Origin of the sequence: Microbacterium deferens, assembly GCF_045517775.1 — a bacterium.
Lineage (GTDB): Bacteria > Actinomycetota > Actinomycetes > Actinomycetales > Microbacteriaceae > Microbacterium.
The window spans coordinates 186100-202751 of record NZ_JBEUWT010000003.1; the positions used below are offsets into that span (position 1 = coordinate 186100).

At 68.9% G+C, this 16652-nt stretch carries 16 protein-coding genes; 10 read left to right on the forward strand and 6 right to left on the reverse strand.

Annotation, left to right across the window (positions count from 1 at the left end; genetic code table 11):
* Positions 1–101 precede the first annotated feature (101 nt).
* The 8 genes from ABTU82_RS13100 (at position 102) to ABTU82_RS13135 (ending at position 8637) form a co-directional block, all read left to right on the forward strand.
* Positions 102–1310 carry a dipeptidase gene (locus ABTU82_RS13100; protein WP_407173782.1) on the forward strand — a complete coding sequence of 403 codons (1209 nt, stop codon included), beginning with the start codon at positions 102–104 and terminating at the stop codon, positions 1308–1310.
* Positions 1310–2926 carry an ABC transporter substrate-binding protein gene (locus ABTU82_RS13105; protein WP_407173783.1) on the forward strand — a complete coding sequence of 539 codons (1617 nt, stop codon included), beginning with the start codon at positions 1310–1312 and terminating at the stop codon, positions 2924–2926. Before ABTU82_RS13100 ends, ABTU82_RS13105 begins: the two co-directional genes overlap by 1 nt.
* 18 nt (positions 2927–2944) lie before the next feature.
* Positions 2945–3910, forward strand: coding sequence for an ABC transporter permease (locus ABTU82_RS13110; protein WP_407173784.1), 966 nt, complete (start codon positions 2945–2947; stop codon positions 3908–3910).
* Positions 3907–4809: an ABC transporter permease gene (locus ABTU82_RS13115; protein ID WP_407173785.1), complete on the forward strand. Its 903-nt coding sequence runs from the start codon at positions 3907–3909 to the stop codon at positions 4807–4809. The genes ABTU82_RS13110 and ABTU82_RS13115 overlap by 4 nt, the downstream gene beginning before the upstream one ends.
* Positions 4799–5992 carry a M24 family metallopeptidase gene (locus tag ABTU82_RS13120; RefSeq protein WP_407173786.1) on the forward strand — a complete coding sequence of 398 codons (1194 nt, stop codon included), beginning with the start codon at positions 4799–4801 and terminating at the stop codon, positions 5990–5992. Before ABTU82_RS13115 ends, ABTU82_RS13120 begins: the two co-directional genes overlap by 11 nt.
* Positions 5993–6038: 46 nt before the next feature.
* Positions 6039–6947, forward strand: a complete 909-nt coding sequence (locus ABTU82_RS13125; protein WP_116648490.1) for an alpha/beta fold hydrolase — start codon at positions 6039–6041, stop codon at positions 6945–6947.
* The gene (locus ABTU82_RS13130) at positions 6881–7987 is read left to right on the forward strand and encodes an Lrp/AsnC family transcriptional regulator (RefSeq protein ID WP_116648489.1); all 1107 of its coding nucleotides are present in this window, start codon (positions 6881–6883) and stop codon (positions 7985–7987) included. Before ABTU82_RS13125 ends, ABTU82_RS13130 begins: the two co-directional genes overlap by 67 nt.
* Before the next feature lie 62 nt (positions 7988–8049).
* Positions 8050–8637 carry a hypothetical protein gene (locus ABTU82_RS13135; RefSeq protein WP_407173787.1) on the forward strand — a complete coding sequence of 196 codons (588 nt, stop codon included), beginning with the start codon at positions 8050–8052 and terminating at the stop codon, positions 8635–8637.
* 75 nt (positions 8638–8712) lie between these two features.
* Here ABTU82_RS13135 and ABTU82_RS13140 read toward each other — a convergent pair whose 3' ends face one another.
* The 3 genes from ABTU82_RS13140 to ABTU82_RS13150 are packed head-to-tail and all read right to left on the reverse strand — an operon-like array spanning position 8713 to position 11884.
* Positions 8713–10251: a tripartite tricarboxylate transporter permease gene (locus tag ABTU82_RS13140; protein ID WP_407173788.1), complete on the reverse strand. Its 1539-nt coding sequence runs from the start codon at positions 10249–10251 to the stop codon at positions 8713–8715.
* Positions 10251–10880: a tripartite tricarboxylate transporter TctB family protein gene (locus tag ABTU82_RS13145; RefSeq protein ID WP_407173789.1), complete on the reverse strand. Its 630-nt coding sequence runs from the start codon at positions 10878–10880 to the stop codon at positions 10251–10253. The genes ABTU82_RS13140 and ABTU82_RS13145 overlap by 1 nt, the downstream gene beginning before the upstream one ends.
* A gap of 20 nt (positions 10881–10900) precedes the next feature.
* Positions 10901–11884, reverse strand: coding sequence for a Bug family tripartite tricarboxylate transporter substrate binding protein (locus ABTU82_RS13150; RefSeq protein ID WP_407173790.1), 984 nt, complete (start codon positions 11882–11884; stop codon positions 10901–10903).
* A 125-nt stretch (positions 11885–12009) separates the two neighbouring features.
* Here ABTU82_RS13150 and ABTU82_RS13155 point away from each other — a divergent pair, with 125 nt between their 5' ends.
* Positions 12010–13263: a sensor histidine kinase gene (locus tag ABTU82_RS13155; protein WP_407173791.1), complete on the forward strand. Its 1254-nt coding sequence runs from the start codon at positions 12010–12012 to the stop codon at positions 13261–13263.
* Complete coding sequence (locus tag ABTU82_RS13160; RefSeq protein ID WP_407173792.1) at positions 13260–13961, forward strand: response regulator; 702 nt, start codon at positions 13260–13262, stop codon at positions 13959–13961. The genes ABTU82_RS13155 and ABTU82_RS13160 overlap by 4 nt, the downstream gene beginning before the upstream one ends.
* A 39-nt stretch (positions 13962–14000) precedes the next feature.
* On the opposite strand, the gene ABTU82_RS13165 is transcribed toward ABTU82_RS13160, so the two are convergent.
* The 3 genes from ABTU82_RS13165 to ABTU82_RS13175 are packed head-to-tail and all read right to left on the reverse strand — an operon-like array spanning position 14001 to position 16425.
* Entirely contained in the window at positions 14001–15446 is a 1446-nt protein-coding gene (locus ABTU82_RS13165; RefSeq protein WP_407173793.1) for a cryptochrome/photolyase family protein, read from the reverse strand.
* Positions 15443–15598, reverse strand: coding sequence for a DUF2256 domain-containing protein (locus ABTU82_RS13170; protein WP_116648481.1), 156 nt, complete (start codon positions 15596–15598; stop codon positions 15443–15445). The genes ABTU82_RS13165 and ABTU82_RS13170 overlap by 4 nt, the downstream gene beginning before the upstream one ends.
* Before the next feature lie 5 nt (positions 15599–15603).
* The gene (locus tag ABTU82_RS13175) at positions 15604–16425 is read right to left on the reverse strand and encodes an SDR family NAD(P)-dependent oxidoreductase (protein ID WP_407173794.1); all 822 of its coding nucleotides are present in this window, start codon (positions 16423–16425) and stop codon (positions 15604–15606) included.
* Between the last annotated feature and the right edge of the window lie 227 nt (positions 16426–16652).

A 16652-nucleotide genomic window follows, 5' to 3' on the forward strand; every position in this document is an offset into this window, starting at 1 on the left:
CGTTTTGATTGACAGATGCGCCGGATGAACGGCAAAGTCATGCCGACGGCGCCGATCCTCGAGACCGAGCGCCCTGACTTGCCGAGTGAATGGAGACACACGTGCTCGAACCAGCTGAGCGGTACACGGGATACCGGGCCTACGACTATCTCGAAGCAGGGGTGGACTATCGAGAGTTCACCTACGCCGCCCAGATCGGCCGCGTGCCCGAGTACGCCGGGCTGCAGCTCACCGATGAGCAGTCGGCCCGCGCGAAGAAGCTCCTCGCCGAGGAGACGGTGATCTCTCTGCACGAGCACGTGCAGGTGTTCCCCGAGAACATGGAAGACCTGCGCGACCACATCCGCGCGGGGAGGGAACCCACGGGCTACGAGGGCCTCGCGCGCTCCGGCCTGACGGCGGTGTTCGACAACGGGATGGACGGCACCTGCTGCATCTCCAGCGACGCCGGCTGGAAGTACCAGGACGTCCTTTTCGACCTCGGCGTGCGCATGGCTGATCTCGCCCACCAGGACTACGTCATCAAGGGCGAGTCCCTGAAAGACATCCAGTTGGCGAAGGACACGGGTCGCATCGCTCACATCTTCGCGCTGGAGGCGGCCACTCCGATCGAGAACGAGGTCGACCGTCTCGACGTCCTGTACGGCTTCGGCGTGCGGCAGATGGGGATCGCCTATTCCGAGGCGAACTACCTCGGCGGCGGGCTGAAGGAGCGCGGCGACGGCGGTCTGACCTACTTCGGCGAGAAGGCCGTGGCCCGCATGAATAAGCTGGGCATCGCGATCGACATCTCGCACTCGGGCGACCGCACCTGCGTCGACGTCATCAAAGCCTCGACCAAGCCGGTCTTCATCACCCATGCCGGCGCGCGGGGCCTCTGGCCCACCAACCGCATGAAGACCGACGAGACGATCATCGAGTGCGCGAAGCGCGGCGGGGTGATCGGCATCGAGGCCGCTCCCCACACCACCCTGTCGCCGGCGCATCCCCACCACTCGCTGGAGTCGGTGATGGACCACTTCCAGTACTGCGTCGACCTCGTCGGGATCGAGCACGTGAGCTTCGGACCCGACACCCTCTTCGGCGATCACGTCGGGCTCCACCACGCCTTCGCGGCGCAGCTCTCTCTCGGCCAGGCCCACGGCCAGGTCGATTTCGAAGAGGTGCCCTACGTCGACGGCGTCGAGAACCCCGCCGAAGCGATGGGCAACATCATCGGCTGGCTGGTCAAGCACGGATACTCCGACGACGAAATCCGCGCCGTCGTCGGTGGCAACACGATGCGCGTACTCGAGGAGGTCTGGTTCTGATGCGACACAAAACACTGGCGGGGGCGGGCCTGCTCGCCGTTGCCGCGCTCGCCCTGAGCGCCTGCGCGCCGCAGGCTCCGGAATCACCATCGGGAGGGGCGAGCGAGGCGGGGAATGACACCCTCACCATCGCCACCACCACCGACGTCGTGAACTACAACCCGCTGATCGGCAACAGTCGCAGCGACTACTGGGTCACGAACCTCATGTACCCGCACCTGCTCTCCATCGGGGACGACGGCGCGAAAGAGGCGCAGCTCGCCACCGAGTGGGGCTACGTCGACGACACCACCGGGTACTACGAGATCCGCGACGACATGACGTGGAGCGACGGCGAACCGCTGACGGCGGAGGACGTCGCCTACACGATGAACGCGGTCAAACAGGATCAGCCCTCCGGCACCTTCTACGGACAGATGACGAACTTCTCCTCGGCCACCGCGGTGTCGGACACGCGGGTCGAGATCGAGCTGACGCAGCCCGACTCGTCGATCGTCGAGGAGATCGGCTTCTGGGGAAACGTCGTACCGCAGCACGTCTTCGAGCCCGCAGGCTCGGTCGCCGAGTTCGCGAACGACGGCAGCGACGGCTGGGTCAGTGCCGGCCCCTACCTCCTGACCAACGTGCAGGCGGGTCAGAGCTACACGATGGAACGGGTGGACGACTACCCCCTCGTCGAGGGCGGCACGCCCGTCGCCGCGAAGGTGGTCTACCGGGTCTACCCCGACGTGAACACCGAGATCCTCGCGCTGCAGAGCGGCGAGGTCGACGTCATCGCCAACTCGCTGCCGCCCGCGCAGGTGCAGCAGCTGCAGAACACCGACGGCATCGAGGTGGCCGAAGTCACCGGTCTGGGCTACGCCCACATGACCTACAACATGCAGAACCCCGACCTCGCCAAGGTCGAGGTGCGCCAGGCGCTCGCGCATGCCGCCGACTACGAGGCGATCCGCAGCGTGGTGCTGCAGGGACAGGCCGTCTCGACCGGGTCGAGCCCGTTGATGCCCGTGCTGTCGAAGTACTACGACGATTCGATCACCGAGTACGCCTTCGACCCCGACCAGTCGCGGCAGCTGATGGAGGACGCCGGTTACACGGCCGACGCCGACGGCATGTACCCCGTCTCGTTCCGCCTCATCTATTCGCTGCAGGATCCGGTGACGAGCCAGTGGGCGCAGCTGGTGAAGGACGGCGCAGCGCAGGCCGGCATCCGTATCGAGCTGCAGGGCTCGGAGCGGAACACCTATCTGTCGCAGACGAACGACGGCGACTACGACATCTACGCCGGCAACTTCGCCATCATGGACGACCCGGTGACGAACTTCAGCCTGTCGTACCTGCCCGGCGGTGCCATCAACTACACCTACAACGATGACGCCGAGCTGAACGCACTGATCGCCGAAGCCTCCCAGACCTTCGACGAGGCGAAGAAGATCTCGCTCATGCAGGAGGCCGCGACGATCGTCCACGAGCAGGTCTACGACAACGTCATGTACACACAGAACCTCTATGTGGCGTACAGCTCCGAGTGGGACGGCTTCATCTCCAAGCCCAGCGAGCTGCTGTCGATCGTCAACCCCGTCTCGGTGGCCAGCGCCTTCCGGGTCGCCGAGTAATCCGGAAGGGCCGCCCGCGTGTCCATCGCTCTGTTCGTCCTCCGCCGCCTCGGGCGGGGAGCCCTCACGATCCTGTTCGCCGTGACCGTGACCTTCCTGCTCCTGCGACTGCTGCCCGGTGACCCGGCGCTGGCAGTGGCGAGCACGAACATGACCGAGGAAGCGCGGGCGGCCCTGCTCACGCAGTACGGGCTCGATCAGCCCCTCCCCGTGCAGTACGTCCTCTACCTGGGGCAGCTGCTGCAGGGAAACCTCGGCACGTCGTTCACCCAGTCGGTGCCGGTGGTCGACGTGCTCCTGCAGCGGCTGCCGTGGACGCTGCTGCTGACGATCTCAGCGCTCGTGCTCACCATCGTCATCGGCATCCCGCTCGGCGTGCTCGCGGCGTCGCACAAGAACCGGTTCCTCGACCGGCTCGTGCAGGTGCTCGGCGTGACGGGTCAATCGCTCTTCGTCCCGAGCGTCGGGATCCTCCTCCTGCTGGTCTTCGGTCTGATGTTCCGCTGGTTCCCGATCGGCGGCGCCTACAGCGAGGGGGTCTACGGCATGGAGTGGTACGGGTCGGTGCTCCAGCACCTCGTGCTGCCCACCGTGTCACTCGCGCTCATCCAGCTCGGGTCGTTCGCGCTGACGATGCGGGCCACCCTCATCGACGCACTCGGCGACGACTACGTGACGCTGGCGAAGGCGAACGGCATCCCCCCGCGCCGCATCCTCTGGAAACACGCGTTGCGCAACGCGATGCTCCCCGCCATCACGTTGATCTGCCTGCAGCTCGGTTTCGTCGTCGGCGGCGCCGTGCTCACCGAGACGGTCTTCGCCTACCCCGGAATCGGCCGGGGAATCTACGAGGCCGTCACCCAGCTCGATTTCCCCGTTCTCCAGGGAGCGTTCCTCCTGCTGGCTCTCACCGTCGTGATCGCCAACATGCTCACCGACATCGCCTACGGATTCCTCGACCCGAGAGTGAAGACCGCATCATGACCGCCCCGCTGACCACCACAGAACTCACCACCCCGCTCGTCGAGCCCGCCGGAGAACGCGGCGACCGCGCGAGTCGGGCGACGTGGCGCGCGTTCCGGCGACAGCCCCTCGGCATCGTCTCGCTCGTGATCCTGACGATCCTCGTGCTCGTCAGCGTCCTGGCGCCTCTCCTCTCCCCGTACCCCGCCAGCTACGGCACCGAGGTTCTGAGTCCCCCCAGCGCGGCGCACTGGTTCGGCACCGACGCGCTCGGCCGCGACGTGTTCGCCGAGGTGATCTGGGGCACCCAGCAGTCGGTCCTCGTGGCCGTGGCGGCGTCGGCGATCGCCATCATGATCGGCACGCTCGTGGCCGTCGCCGGCGCCTACGTGCCCCGGCTCGACACCGTCGTCAGCGTCGTCGTCGATCTCACCCTGTCGCTGCCTGTTCTGCCGCTCATGATCCTCGTCGCCGCGCTCGCCGGGCCCAGCACGTGGACGATCATCCTCGTCGTCGCGGCCTTCTCGTGGCCCGAGGTCACGCGCCTGGTCCGCTCGCAGGCTCTCGCCGTCGTCAAGCTCCCCTACATCGACGCCGCCCGCCTGATGACGCGCAACCACATCTGGATCGTCGGGCGCCACATCATCCCCGCCGTCACACCGGTCATCGTGGTGTCGGTCGTCGTCACGGCATCGCGGGCGGTGCTCTCCGCCGCGGGACTGGCGTTCCTCGGCCTGGGAGACCCCACGACGTGGTCGTGGGGTCGCATCCTCTTCGAAGCGCAGCAGTCGGGCGCGATGGTGAGCGCGTGGTGGTTGACGCTGTTCCCGTCGCTGGCGATCCTCGCGCTGGTGCTGTCGGCGACGCTGCTCTCAATCGGCTACAACGACGCGAGGAACCCCCGCAATCATGAGCGCTGATCCGTCCACTCCCTTCTCGCAGCGCCTCGGTGCGGAGGTGTACGACCGCATCCAGGAGCGGATGCTGGCCATGCTCGCCGCTGAGAAGGTCGACGCCCTCATCACCGACCATCCGGAGGATGTGTCGTACCTGACCGGATTCTTCCACCACCCCGGCGAGCGCCCGGTGGCCGTTCTACTCGAGTGGACCGGTCGGGTCGTGCTGCTCGTGCCCGAGCTCGAACGCCAGCACGCCGAGGAGCAGCGCGCGCACGCCGAGATCGTCACGTTCGCGGAGTACCCCGGCCTCGAGAGCCCCTTCGCACCGCTCTCACGAGCGGCGGCGCCGGCACGGAGGATCGCGGTCACCACGCAGATCACCCACCATCGCCTCGCGCTCCTGCGCTCCGCCTTCGATGACGTCGAGTGGGTGCCGAGCGAGATGGTGACGACCGCCCGCTTCATCAAGCTGCCCGAGGAGGTCGCACTCCACCGGGAGGCGGCGCGGATCACCGATCTCATGCTCCAGGCGGGGGCCGACCTCGTGCGCGATGCGATCGTTTCGGGCGCACCGTTCCCCTCCGAAGCCGACCTCGCAGCCCACGTCGGACGCGTGGGGGTCGGCGAGATGTATCAGGAGCACGCCGACGTCGTCGTCATCTCCTTCCTCGCGGGCGGCCTGGTCTACGCCGGAGCGAACTCGGCCATCCCGCACGGCCTGCCCTCCTCGTACCGACTCCGCGACGGGGACACCTTCATGCTGTCGCTGGGCGCGGCCGTCGGCGGGCGCTTCGTCGAGGGCGAGCGCACGTTCGTGCTGGGCGAGCCGACGTCCGACCAGCGGCGCTACCACGACACGATCCGCGACGCACAGGCCGAGGGCGGCCGCGCGATCGCCCCGGGCATCCGCTGCTGCGACAGCAACGCGCGCTGCCTCGACGTGATCCGCGACGCCGGACTCGGGTCGTACCTCCGGCACCGGCAGGGGCACGGTATCGGGCTCGGCATGCACGAGCCGCCGTGGCTGGAAGACGGCGATCCGACCGTCCTCCGACCCGGCATGATCGTCTCCAACGAACCGGGAATCTACATCCCCGGACACGCGGGGTATCGGATCAGCGACAGCATGCTCGTCACCGAGACCGGTTCCGAGCCCCTCACGTCGTTCCCGCGCTCGCTCGAGGACTGCGTCATCCCCCTCTGATCGTCGCCGGCTCCCCGCGCAGCATCCACCCGTCGAAAGGACGACCATGACCGAGAACGCCGTCTCCCCCGAGTTCGCAGCAGCGACCACACGCGCGCAACGCGTGGTGATCAACGGCAACGAGCTCGCCGTCGAAGTGCTCGGCCCGGAGGACGCCCCCGTCATCCTGACGCACCACGGCGCACCCGGGCTCGGATCGCGCGCCGAGCCCCGCGCCAGCTTCGGCCGACTCGCCGACGAGTATCGCGTCGTGGTGTTCGACGCACGCGGCAGCGGGGAGAGCGAGGGGGCGGGCGTCTTCAGCCACGAGCAGTGGGCCGCCGACCTCGACGGGCTGCGCGAGTGGGCGGGTGCGGAGACGGTCATCATGGCGGGCGGCTCGTACGGCGGTTTCATGGCGATGGAGTACGCCATCCGCTACCCCGACCGGGTGAGCGCGGTCGTGCTGCGCGACACGTCGGCCGACAACGGCAACGCCCACCTGGCGCGCGAGAACGCGATCGCCAGCGACCGCGTCGACATCGACATGGAGAAGTTCGACCGCATCGACGAAGGCCGGGTTCGCGACAACGACGACCTCAAGGACTGCTGGCGGGAGATCCTGCCGCTCTACGACTTCGTCTACGACCCCGAGGCCACCGAACGGAAGGTGCAGGCCACGCCCTACCGTTTCGAGGCGCACAACTACGCCTTCTCGGTCAACCTGAAGAACTACGACCTCAAGCCGCGGCTGCCCGGAGTGACGGCGCCGACGCTCATCACGGTCGGACGCACCGACTGGATCACGCCGGTATCGTGCAGTGAGACCATCGCAGAGCTCATCCCCGACTCGCATCTCGTCGTCTTCGAGAAGTCGGGCCACTCGCCCCAGATCGAGGAGGCAGAGGAATGGACACGGACCGTCCGCTCGTTCCTACATCGGGTCGTCCCTCCGACGGCGTCAGCGAACCCGTGATCTCCGGCGCTCTGGACCGCCTGACCGACCTCGACAAGCGCATCATCGTCGCGCTGCAACGTGACGGGCGCGCCAGCTGGCGGGCCATCGCCGAAGCGGTTGGCGGCCCGGTGACGACGGTCTCGCGACGGGGACAGCAGCTGATCGCCGACGGCGTCGTACGCGTCGCGGCCGTGCCCGCCCTCGGCGCCGACGGACCGTTCGACTCGTTCTTCGTGCGCATCAACACCGCCCCGGGGATGCAGATGCGGGTCGCCGAGACACTGGCCCAGAACAAAGAGGTCAGGTTCTGCACGGTCGTCACGGGCAGCTACGACATCATGGCGGAGGTCATCGTGCGTGGCGGCGCCACCCGGTACCCGCATCACGTCGCGGAGCTGCAACTGATCGACGGTGTCGAGCGCTGGCGCAGCGACCTCATCCTCCATGTCTACAAAGTCAGCTTCGACTGGGGTCGTCAGCTGTACGGGGAGATGCTCGGGCCGCCCGATGCTGCCGAGGACGAGGCGCCGCCGACGCACGCACCGTGCGCGCCCGAGCACTTCGACGGCGCCGATCGCGCCATCCTCGCGGCGCTGCGCGCCGACGGACGAGAGACGTTCCAGAGCATCGCCGAACGGCTCGGCATGAACGAGTCGAGCGTGCGGCGTCGCTTCGAACGGATGCGCAGCACTCACTGCGTCGACATGCTCGCCCTCGTTCCCTCCGCGGCCCTCGGGATGGCGGCGGAGACCTTCATGACCGTCACGGTGCGCCCTGACCGTCTCGACGACGTCGCACGCGAGCTCAGCGCCTACCCCTTCGTGCGATACCTGGCCGTGCTCCTCGATCAGAACGCACTCGTGTGCGAGGTGATCTCACCGTCGACCGCCGAGCTCTACGCCTTCATCACCGACTCCCTCGCCCACCTCGACGGCGTGCAGGGGTGGACGTCGAGCATGGAGCTCGTCTTCCTCAAGCGCGGGTTCATCGAGACGCCGTGGTGGCGGACGCAGCTCGCGTCCGCACTTCCCGACCACGGAGCCATCGCTTCCGCGTGACTCCGCCGCGCACGGATGTAAAGGCGGTCGATGCCACCCCGCACCCGCGTACGGTGAAGGGCATGCGCCGTATCCCCGCCCTCGCCACCGCCTCCGTCGTGCTCGCGCTCGCCCTCGCCGGGTGTTCGCCCGCGACGATCGGCACCGACACCCCCGCCGCCTCGAGCACGACTGCACCGTCCGAGTCGGCCGAAGCCACCACCGGCGACCGGATCACCGGTGACGGCTACAGCTTCATCGCTCCCGAGGGCTGGGGCATCCCCGACGGACAGGCCGTGCCCGACGGCGTCGACACGGCCGTGGCCGATGTGACCGACACCGACGGCTTCGCCGACAACATCAACGTCGTCCTCAGCCCCGCCGGCGAGGTCACGAACGAGCAGGTCGAGACCATCGGCGTGCAGGAGCTCGAGACCGGCGGAGCCACCGACGTGCAGGTGCTCGAGCGGGTGACGGTCGCGGGGGTCGAGTCGTCGCACCTCACCGCGCTCCTCGCCTCGAGCGGCAGCGAGTTCCGCGTCGACCAGTACTACCCCACCAACGCCGGCCGGACCTACGTCGTGACCTTCACCTTCAACGACGACGTCGCCGAGGCCGACCGCACCGCCCTCGCGCAGTCGGTCTTCGCCACCTGGGAGTGGACCGCCTGAGACGTCGACGTGCACACGGCAGTTCGTGCCGCATCATCCATCCGGATGCGGCACGAACTGCCTGTTCTGCGCGGCTCAGGAAACGAGCGCGTCGGCCTTGTCGGTCTTGCGGCGCTTGACGGTGTGGCGGGTGTGCTGCAGCACGCTGACCCCGACAACCACCGCGAGCAGCAGATACAACACCACCGTGATGGGCGAAGAGACGAGGATCGTCGGGTCGCCCTCTGACACAGCCAGCGCGCGGCGCAGCTGCGTCTCGGCCAGCGGGCCGAGGATCGCGGCGATCAGCACCGGCGCGAGCGGAAGCGCGAAACGTCGCATGATCAGTCCGACCACGCCGATCCCCAGCGCCATCCAGAGATCGACGGTGCGCGACGCGATGGCGTAGATGCCGAGCATCGCGACGACCGAGATGCCCGCGTAGAGGTAGTGACGCGGGATCAGCAGCAGCTTCGCCCACACCGCGGCGAAGGGCAGGTTGATGATCAGCAGGATTATGAGCCCCAGGAAGAGGCTCGCCAGCAGCGGCCAGACCAGGTCGCCGCTGCGCTCGAAGAGCAGCGGGCCGGGCTGCATGCCGTACTGCTGGAACGCGGCGATCATCATGGCCGCCGTCGCCGACGTGGGGATGCCGAGGCCGAGCAACGCGCCCATCGCGGAGCCCGCGGTCGCGTTGCCTGCGGCCTCAGGACCGGCCACGCCCTGGATCGCACCGCGCGTGCCGAAGTCGGGGTCGTTGCGACGCTTGGCGAGTCGCTTCTCGGTGCCGTACGCCAGGAACGTCGGAACCTCAGAGCCGCCCACCGGGATCGCACCGAACGGCACGCCGAACGCGGTGCCGCGGAGGAACGCCGGCAGCGCCTGACGCCACTCTCGGGCGTTCAGCATCGGCGAGCCCTTCGGCGCGACGACCGCGCCGGGGCCGCCCGATCTCCGGATGTACGAGCCGACGTGCAGCACCTCGCCGAGGGCGAGGAGGCCCACCGTGATGACGATGATCGAGATGCCGTCGAAGAGCACCGGGCTGCCTGCGGTGAACCGCTCGGTGCCCGTCATGCCGTCGATGCCGACGAGGGCGAGGGCGAAGCCGAGGCCGAGCGAGACGAGTCCGCGCACGATCGAGTCGGCGACGACGGCCGAGATGGCGACGAAGGCGAACACGGCGAGCGCGAAGTACTCGGCCGGACCGAAGATCGTCGCGAGCTGCACGATCGCGGGGGCGAAGAAGACCACCAGGATGCAGGCGATGGTGCCGCCGATGAACGCACCGATCGCCGACGTTCCGAGAGCCTTGGCCGCTCGGCCGTCCTTGGCCATCCGATGACCTTCGAAGGTCGTGGCTATCGCCGAGGAGTTGCCCGGGGTGTTGAGCAGGATGCCCGAGGTCGAGTCGCCGAACAGCCCTCCGAAGTAGATGCTCGCGAACATGATGAACGCGCCGGTCGGGTCGAGGCTGAACGTGACCGGCAGCAGCAGGGCGACGGCCATGGCCGAACCGAGGCCCGGGAGAACGCCCACGGCCGTGCCGAGCACGGCGCCGATGACGAGGAAGAGCAGGTTCTGCGGCGTGAAGGCGACCGAGAACCCCTCCATGAGGTGTCCGAGCTGATCCATCAGAGAATCCCTCCCAGGAAGCCGGCGGGGAGCGACAGGCCCAGGCCCGCCCCGAACGCCAGCTGCACGACCGACGAGATGATGACGGCGATGGCGATGTCCATCAGCGGTCGCTTGCTGCCGAACGCCCAGGCGATGACCCAGAAGAGCGCCGCCGCCGAGATGAGCCAGCCGATGAACGGCAGGATCACGATGAAGCCCGCGAAGCCGGCGATCGTGATCAGCACCGTCTTGTGGTCGGATCCGGATGCTGCGCTCGCCGCAGCATCCGTCGGCTTCGCCGCGTAGTCCTCGGGAGAGACGACGCGGATCTCGCTCGTCGCGTCGATCGCGCCGAGGTCGCGGAGCATCTCGTCGGATATCTCCACCGGGTCATCCCCCACGTGCTGGCGCTGCGGGGTGCGCAGCACCTCGATCGCCAGGGCGATGGCCACCGCGTAGAGGAACAAGCACACGAGTGTCGGAAAGAACTGCGGCCCGGGGAAGGCGGCGCCGTCGGGCACCTGCATCGTGACGGTGCCGATGAGCATCCACGTCGCGAGCACGAGCACGCCGGCGACGACGAACAGCTCGCTGCGGCCCGTGAACCAGCGGGGCATGCGCTGGACACGGATGGTTCCCGTGGTCATCGGATGTGAATCGTTGGTCGTCATAGTCCCAGCTCCTCGACGATCTGCTCGGTGCGGCGGGTCTCATCGGCGATGAACGCGCCGAACTCGTCTCCGGTCATGAAGCTGTCGACCCAGCCGTTGCGGTCGAGCACCTCGGCCCACGCCTCCGTGTCGCGGAGCTCCGTGACCATGGCGATCAGCTCCTCGCGGGTCTCGTCGTCGATCCCGGGCGGGGCGATGTACCCGCGCCAGTTCGACATCGACACGTCGAGCCCGCCCTCGCGGAAGGTCGGCAGGTCGATGCCCTCCACGGGCTCGGGGGCGGAGGTGCCGAGGGCCCGCATGCTGCCCGACTCGATTTGGTCGCGGAACTCGTTGTACCCCGACAGGCCCGCCGCGGCCGTGTGCGAGAGAACCGAGGTCACGACCTCGCCGCCGCCGGGGTAGGCGAGGTAGTTCACGGAGGCCGGGTTCGCTCCGACGGCCTGCGCGAGGAGCCCCGCGAGGAGGTGGTCGATGCCGCCGAGCGAACCACCGGCGATGGCCGTGCCGCCCGGGTCGGCGGCGAGCGCCGCGGCGAAGTCGTCGAGCGTCTGGAACGGCGAGTCGGCCGGCACCACGAGCACGTTGAAGTCGTCGGCGAGCCGGGCGATCGGGGTGACGTCTTCCAGCGTGACCTGGGAGTTGTTGATGATCGTTCCGCCGACCATGACTCCGCCGGTGACGAGCATGATGTCGTGCCGGTCACCCATCTCGGCGACCTGGCCGAGGCCGATCGTGCCGGACGCGCCGGGGATGTTCACGACCTGCACTCCCCCGGCGATGCCCTCGGTGCGCATGACCTGCTGCCCCTCGCGGGCGAAAGCGTCCCATCCGCCGCCGGGTGCGGCGGGCGCGACGAGGGTGATCTTCGTGCGTGGGCTGGCGGAGCCTCCTCCGGTGACGCTCGCGTGCACGGCCGCGCCGAGGAAGAGCGCTCCGGCGAGGACACCCACGATCGTTCCGATGATGCGTCGACGCATATCCACCTCCCGGGTCTGCGTCGTCGTTGCTGCAGACCGCCCGAGTAGACTGGCATCGCGTGGGTGTCGCGTCGCGTTCGGCTGGATTTGCGCTCATTGATGCTCACGCCGCAGAGGAGTCGACGATGACCTCGAACACGCCGGGTGCGAGCACGAAGACCCGCACGCTCGCGATCCTCGTCATGCAGTGCGTGGTCGTGCTCGCCTGCGTGGCCGTCACCACTCTGGTCGCCCTCGCGGTGCAGGACCGCAGCATCCGCGTCGCCACCACCGAGCGCGTGCTCGACGTCTCGCGCAGCCTCGCCGACCTCGACCAGGTGCGTACCGCCGTGCAGGGCGACACCGCCTCGGCCATGGCCGAGCTGCAGCCGCTCGCCGACATCCTGCAGGAGGCCTCGGGCGTCGACTACGTGGTCATCACCGACGCGGCGGGCATCCGGCTCACCCACCCGACCCCCGATCAGCGGGGTCTGCGAGTCTCGACCGACCCGTCGGCCGTGCTCGACGGCGAGACCTTCGTGGGCACCGAGACGGGCACGATCGGGTCGACGCTGCGCGCGAAGGTGCCGGTCTCCGACGGCGACGAGATCGTGGGCGCGGCGTCGGTCGGCATCCTCGAGAGCAGCATCGCGAGCGACCTGAGCGCCGCGGTCGGAGGGCTCCTCCCCTGGGTGCTCGGATCGGTGGTGATCGGATGCTTCGTCAGCGCGCTGCTGACCGGAGTGCTGCGCCGCAGCATCCGCCGTCTCGAAGACCGCGCCCGCGATGCCGAGACCCAGCGGCGGATCGCTGAGGCGCTGCGCGACCAGACGCACGAGTTCCGCACCCGTCTGCACGTGATCCGCGGCCTGGTCGCCGAGGGCGAAGCGGAGGCCGCGCTCGACTACGTCGATCGGCTGGTGCCGCTGACGACCGGCACGGCCGCGGCCGCGGCCGTCGGCGACCCCGCCCTGCGCACCCTGCTGGATGCCCTCGCGTCCGAGTTCCACGCGCGCGGCGGGCGCCTGGAGGTCGATCCGCTGACGACCGTCGAGCCGGGGCTGCTCGACGACGCCGACCTGCTCGTGGTCGGCAACCTCTGTCGCAACGCGATCGAGGCGGGCGGGCAGACCGTTCGCGTGCTCGTCGTCGCCGACCCGACCGGGGTGCACGTCGACGTGGCCGATGACGGCCCGGGCATCGCGGCCGACCTGGTCGACCGCATCTTCGAGCGCGGCGTCTCGTCGAAGGGCGGCCCCGACGCGCGCGGGGTCGGGCTCGACCTCGTCCGTCGCGCGGTCGCCGGGCGCGGCGGCACCATCACGGTCGGGCGCTCCCCGTGGGGCGGGGCGCGCTTCACGGTCGAGATGCCGATCCCGGCCCGAGGGCTCGTGCGGTGAACGGCACCCGCATCCGTACGCTGCTCGTCGACGACGACCCGGCCGTACTGCGCCTGCATTCGGCGTATCTGCGCGACGTCGAGGGGTTCGAGCTCGTCGCGGCCGTCCGCACCGGCACCGACGGGGCGCGGCTGGCTGCGGACACGAGCATCGATCTCGTGCTGCTCGACATGAACCTGCCCGATTTCAGCGGCATCGAGGTGCTGCACCGGCTGCGGTTGGTGCGCGAGTGGGGTGTGGACGTCATGGTGATCAGCTCGGCGCGCGACGGGTTCACCGTGCGCCAGGCCCTGGCGGCCCACGTCGTGGGGTATCTCGTGAAGCCGTTCACCAAGGAGGCGTTCGTCGCCCGGCTCACCGAGTATCGCGCCGAGCGCGGCAAGCGCCCGGCCGAGACGCCGATCGGGCTCGCCCAGGGCGAGATCGACCGGCTCGTCGAACCGCGCGCCGCTCCCGCAGTGCCATCGACCCCGACCGCGCTGCCGAAAGGCCTCGCCGACTCCACGCTGCAGACGATCCTCGCGGCGCTGCACCCGACGACACCCGCCACCGTGCAGGCGATCGCCGACGCGTCGGGCGCCTCTCGCGCGACGGTACGCCGCTACCTCGGCTATCTCGCAGACACCGGTCAGGCCGCCGTCTCGCACCGCTTCGGCGCGCGCGGCCGCCCCGAGGTTCTGTACCGCCGCGTGGCGTGACTCCCCGGGAACGGATGCCACGCGCTCTCGACGCCCGGACTACTCGGCGGCCTCGCGGCGCGAACGCATCTGGGCGAGCGGCCGGGCGAGGCGGTGGTTTCCGGTCAGCTGGTCTTCGTGATCGTCGAGGAAGCGCCAGTATGCGTCGGTGAAGGCCGATTCCTTCGCCTCCCGGCCCGACGACCACCACGAGCCCATGCGCTGCAGATAGGCACCGCCCGAGATGTAGGGCTTGGTCGCGACGAGCCCTCCGTCGGCGTACTGACTCATGCCCATCACGTTCGGCACCATGACCCACTCATACGCGTCGACGAAGAGCGCCGAGAACCAGCGCGTGACATCGCGCGGCTCGTACCCCTGCAGCAGAAACCAATTGCCGAGCACCATGAGCCGTTCGATGTGGTGGGCGTATCCCCACCGGTGAACCCGGCCGAGCACCGTGCGCACAGGTTCGGGCAGGTCGTCGGGGACATCCTCGTTCGTGTACCACCAGCCTTCGAGCCGTCGCTCCTGGCCGAGGAAGTTCGTCCGCTCCAGCACCGGGTGAGCCCGGTACATCCCGCGCATGTACTCCCGCCACCCCACCACCTGCCGCACGAACCCCTCGATCGAGGCCAGCGGCACGTCGTCGACGGCGGCGAGCGCCGCATCCACCACCTCCCGCACCGTGACGAGTCCGATGTTGAGCATCGGTGAGACCACGGAATGGAACAGGAACGCCTCGTCGTGCGCCATCGCATCTTCGTAGCGGCCGAAATTCTGCAGTCGCTCGGCGACGAACGTCTCGAGCCAGCCACGCGCCCCGTCGGGGGTCACGGGCAGCCAGAACTGCGTCGCATCGCCGGGATGACCCGCGAACCGGTCGGCGACCTCGGTGATCGTGCGCTCGAGGATCGCGTCGCGCTCGAGGGTCGGCAGCGCGGGGATCGGCAGGCCGCCCTTGGGGAGGGGTTCGCGATTGTCGGCGTCGAAGTTCCAGCGACGCCCCACGGGCTTCTCCCCGTCCATCAGAACGCCGGTGCGGCGACGCTGCCACCGGTAGAAGTCCTCCATGACGGGGGTGGGGTGCTCGGCGAACCATCCGTCGACGAGATCCGCGGGCGTGAGGAACAAGTCGTCGGGGTAGACGCGGGTGCGCAGCCCGAGCCGGGCGCACAGCCGGCCGAGGCGCTCGTCGACGCCACGATCGGTCGCGCTCATCCACGCGAGCCCCTCCGCACCGGTCTCGCCCACGAGCCGCTCGACCCCCTCCGCGAACGACAGCCCCTCGGCGAGCTCGACGCGGTGGACCGCGCGGCCGTCGGCCTCGAGTCGCGCAGCAGCGTGTCGCATCGCCGCGAGCACCAGCACGATCTTGTGCTGGTGGTACGGCATTTTCTCGAACCGTGCGGGCGACTCCACGAAGAAGAACGCGTCGATGTCGGGATCGTCGAAGGCCGGATGCTGCGCGAACAGCTGCGTGCCGAGGATGAGCGCCGCCTTCATGCCCGGCGCCTCTCACGGGCGGCTGCGGCGCGGCATCCGCGTGAGCAGTACTTCACGTCGTCCCACTGCTCGCGCCCGGCCCACCGCTTGCGGTCGGCGAACGGGCGCCCGCAGTGAGCGCACGGTTTCGTCTGCCGCGGGGTCGCGGCCATCGCGGTTACAGCCCGACCATCTCGGCGCTCTCGTCCCACAGGCGCTGGGCGATGAGCGGGTCGTCGGCGACGCGGCTCGTCTTCGACGGCCGGTTGTTCGAGTAGAACTGGCCCGGTTGCCAGTCGACCCCGGGTTTGCCGAGCGCGAGCCACGTCAGGCGGGCCCCGCCGACCTCGGTCGAGGTGAGCAGGCGCGCCGCGAGCGGGTTGGTGTACATGAACCGCCACGGACCCGTCGATGCCGCGGCGAATCCGCTCGCGATCGCACCGGGGTGGAACGCGACGGCGTTGAGCCCGTCGTCGCCGAAGCGACGGTTGATCTCCTTCGTGAACAGCACGTTCGCCAGCTTGCCGTTGCCGTACGCGGTCGTCGCCGAGAAGCGGTTCTCGCCCTGGAGGTCGTCGATGTCGAAGCGGGAGAATCCCCGCGCGGCGAAGCTCGAGGTCTGCACGATCGACGCCCGGCTCTCGATCAATCGGTCGAGCAGCAGGTTGGTGAGCAGGAAACCGCCCAGGTGATTGACCTGGAACGTCAGCTCGTACCCGTCCTTCGTCACCGTGCGCTCGCCGAAGACGCCCCCGGCGTTGTTGGCCAGCACGTCGATGCGGGGGTAGGTGTCCAGGAGCACGGCGGCCAGGTCACGCACCTGGGAAAGATCGCTGTAGTCGGCGACGTGCGAGGGAACCCCCAGCTGACGGGCGACTTTGGCCGTCTTCTCGGGATTGCGCCCGACGACCACGACCTGCTCGCCGGCGTCGGTGAGCTGACGGGCAGATGCGGCGCCGATGCCGTCGCTTGCTCCGGTGATGACGATGGTGCGCGGCACGGGTCCTCCTCGATTGCGGGTGCGGTCAGCGTAAACGCGCAATCTTCGCGTTCCCCGGGGGTTGCGCGACGACGCGCCTTCTCCCCGCGATCCTCGCCGATCCGCGGCGCTCGATGGGGCGACGTCGCTCGACGTCGATGCGTCGTGTGGACGGGAAGGCCTCGATGGGCGTACTCTTTCGGATCGGTGAGGCAAGCCTTACCTCATGAGGTCGACCCGGTGGGTGC

What these genes read in the sequence shown, in the direction of transcription:
- ABTU82_RS13115 (WP_407173785.1), top strand. Translation starts at nt 3,907, where the DNA reads ATGACCGCCCCGCTGACCACCACAGAACTCACCACCCCGCTCGTCGAG.
- ABTU82_RS13135 (WP_407173787.1), top strand. Translation starts at nt 8,050, where the DNA reads ATGCGCCGTATCCCCGCCCTCGCCACCGCCTCCGTCGTGCTCGCGCTC.
- ABTU82_RS13140 (WP_407173788.1), bottom strand. Translation starts at nt 10,251, where the DNA reads ATGGATCAGCTCGGACACCTCATGGAGGGGTTCTCGGTCGCCTTCACG.
- ABTU82_RS13155 (WP_407173791.1), top strand. Translation starts at nt 12,010, where the DNA reads ATGACCTCGAACACGCCGGGTGCGAGCACGAAGACCCGCACGCTCGCG.
- ABTU82_RS13130 (WP_116648489.1), top strand. Translation starts at nt 6,881, where the DNA reads ATGGACACGGACCGTCCGCTCGTTCCTACATCGGGTCGTCCCTCCGAC.
- ABTU82_RS13105 (WP_407173783.1), top strand. Translation starts at nt 1,310, where the DNA reads ATGCGACACAAAACACTGGCGGGGGCGGGCCTGCTCGCCGTTGCCGCG.
- ABTU82_RS13165 (WP_407173793.1), bottom strand. Translation starts at nt 15,446, where the DNA reads ATGAAGGCGGCGCTCATCCTCGGCACGCAGCTGTTCGCGCAGCATCCG.
- ABTU82_RS13150 (WP_407173790.1), bottom strand. Translation starts at nt 11,884, where the DNA reads ATGCGTCGACGCATCATCGGAACGATCGTGGGTGTCCTCGCCGGAGCG.
- ABTU82_RS13120 (WP_407173786.1), top strand. Translation starts at nt 4,799, where the DNA reads ATGAGCGCTGATCCGTCCACTCCCTTCTCGCAGCGCCTCGGTGCGGAG.
- ABTU82_RS13170 (WP_116648481.1), bottom strand. Translation starts at nt 15,598, where the DNA reads ATGGCCGCGACCCCGCGGCAGACGAAACCGTGCGCTCACTGCGGGCGC.
- ABTU82_RS13145 (WP_407173789.1), bottom strand. Translation starts at nt 10,880, where the DNA reads ATGACCACGGGAACCATCCGTGTCCAGCGCATGCCCCGCTGGTTCACG.
- ABTU82_RS13125 (WP_116648490.1), top strand. Translation starts at nt 6,039, where the DNA reads ATGACCGAGAACGCCGTCTCCCCCGAGTTCGCAGCAGCGACCACACGC.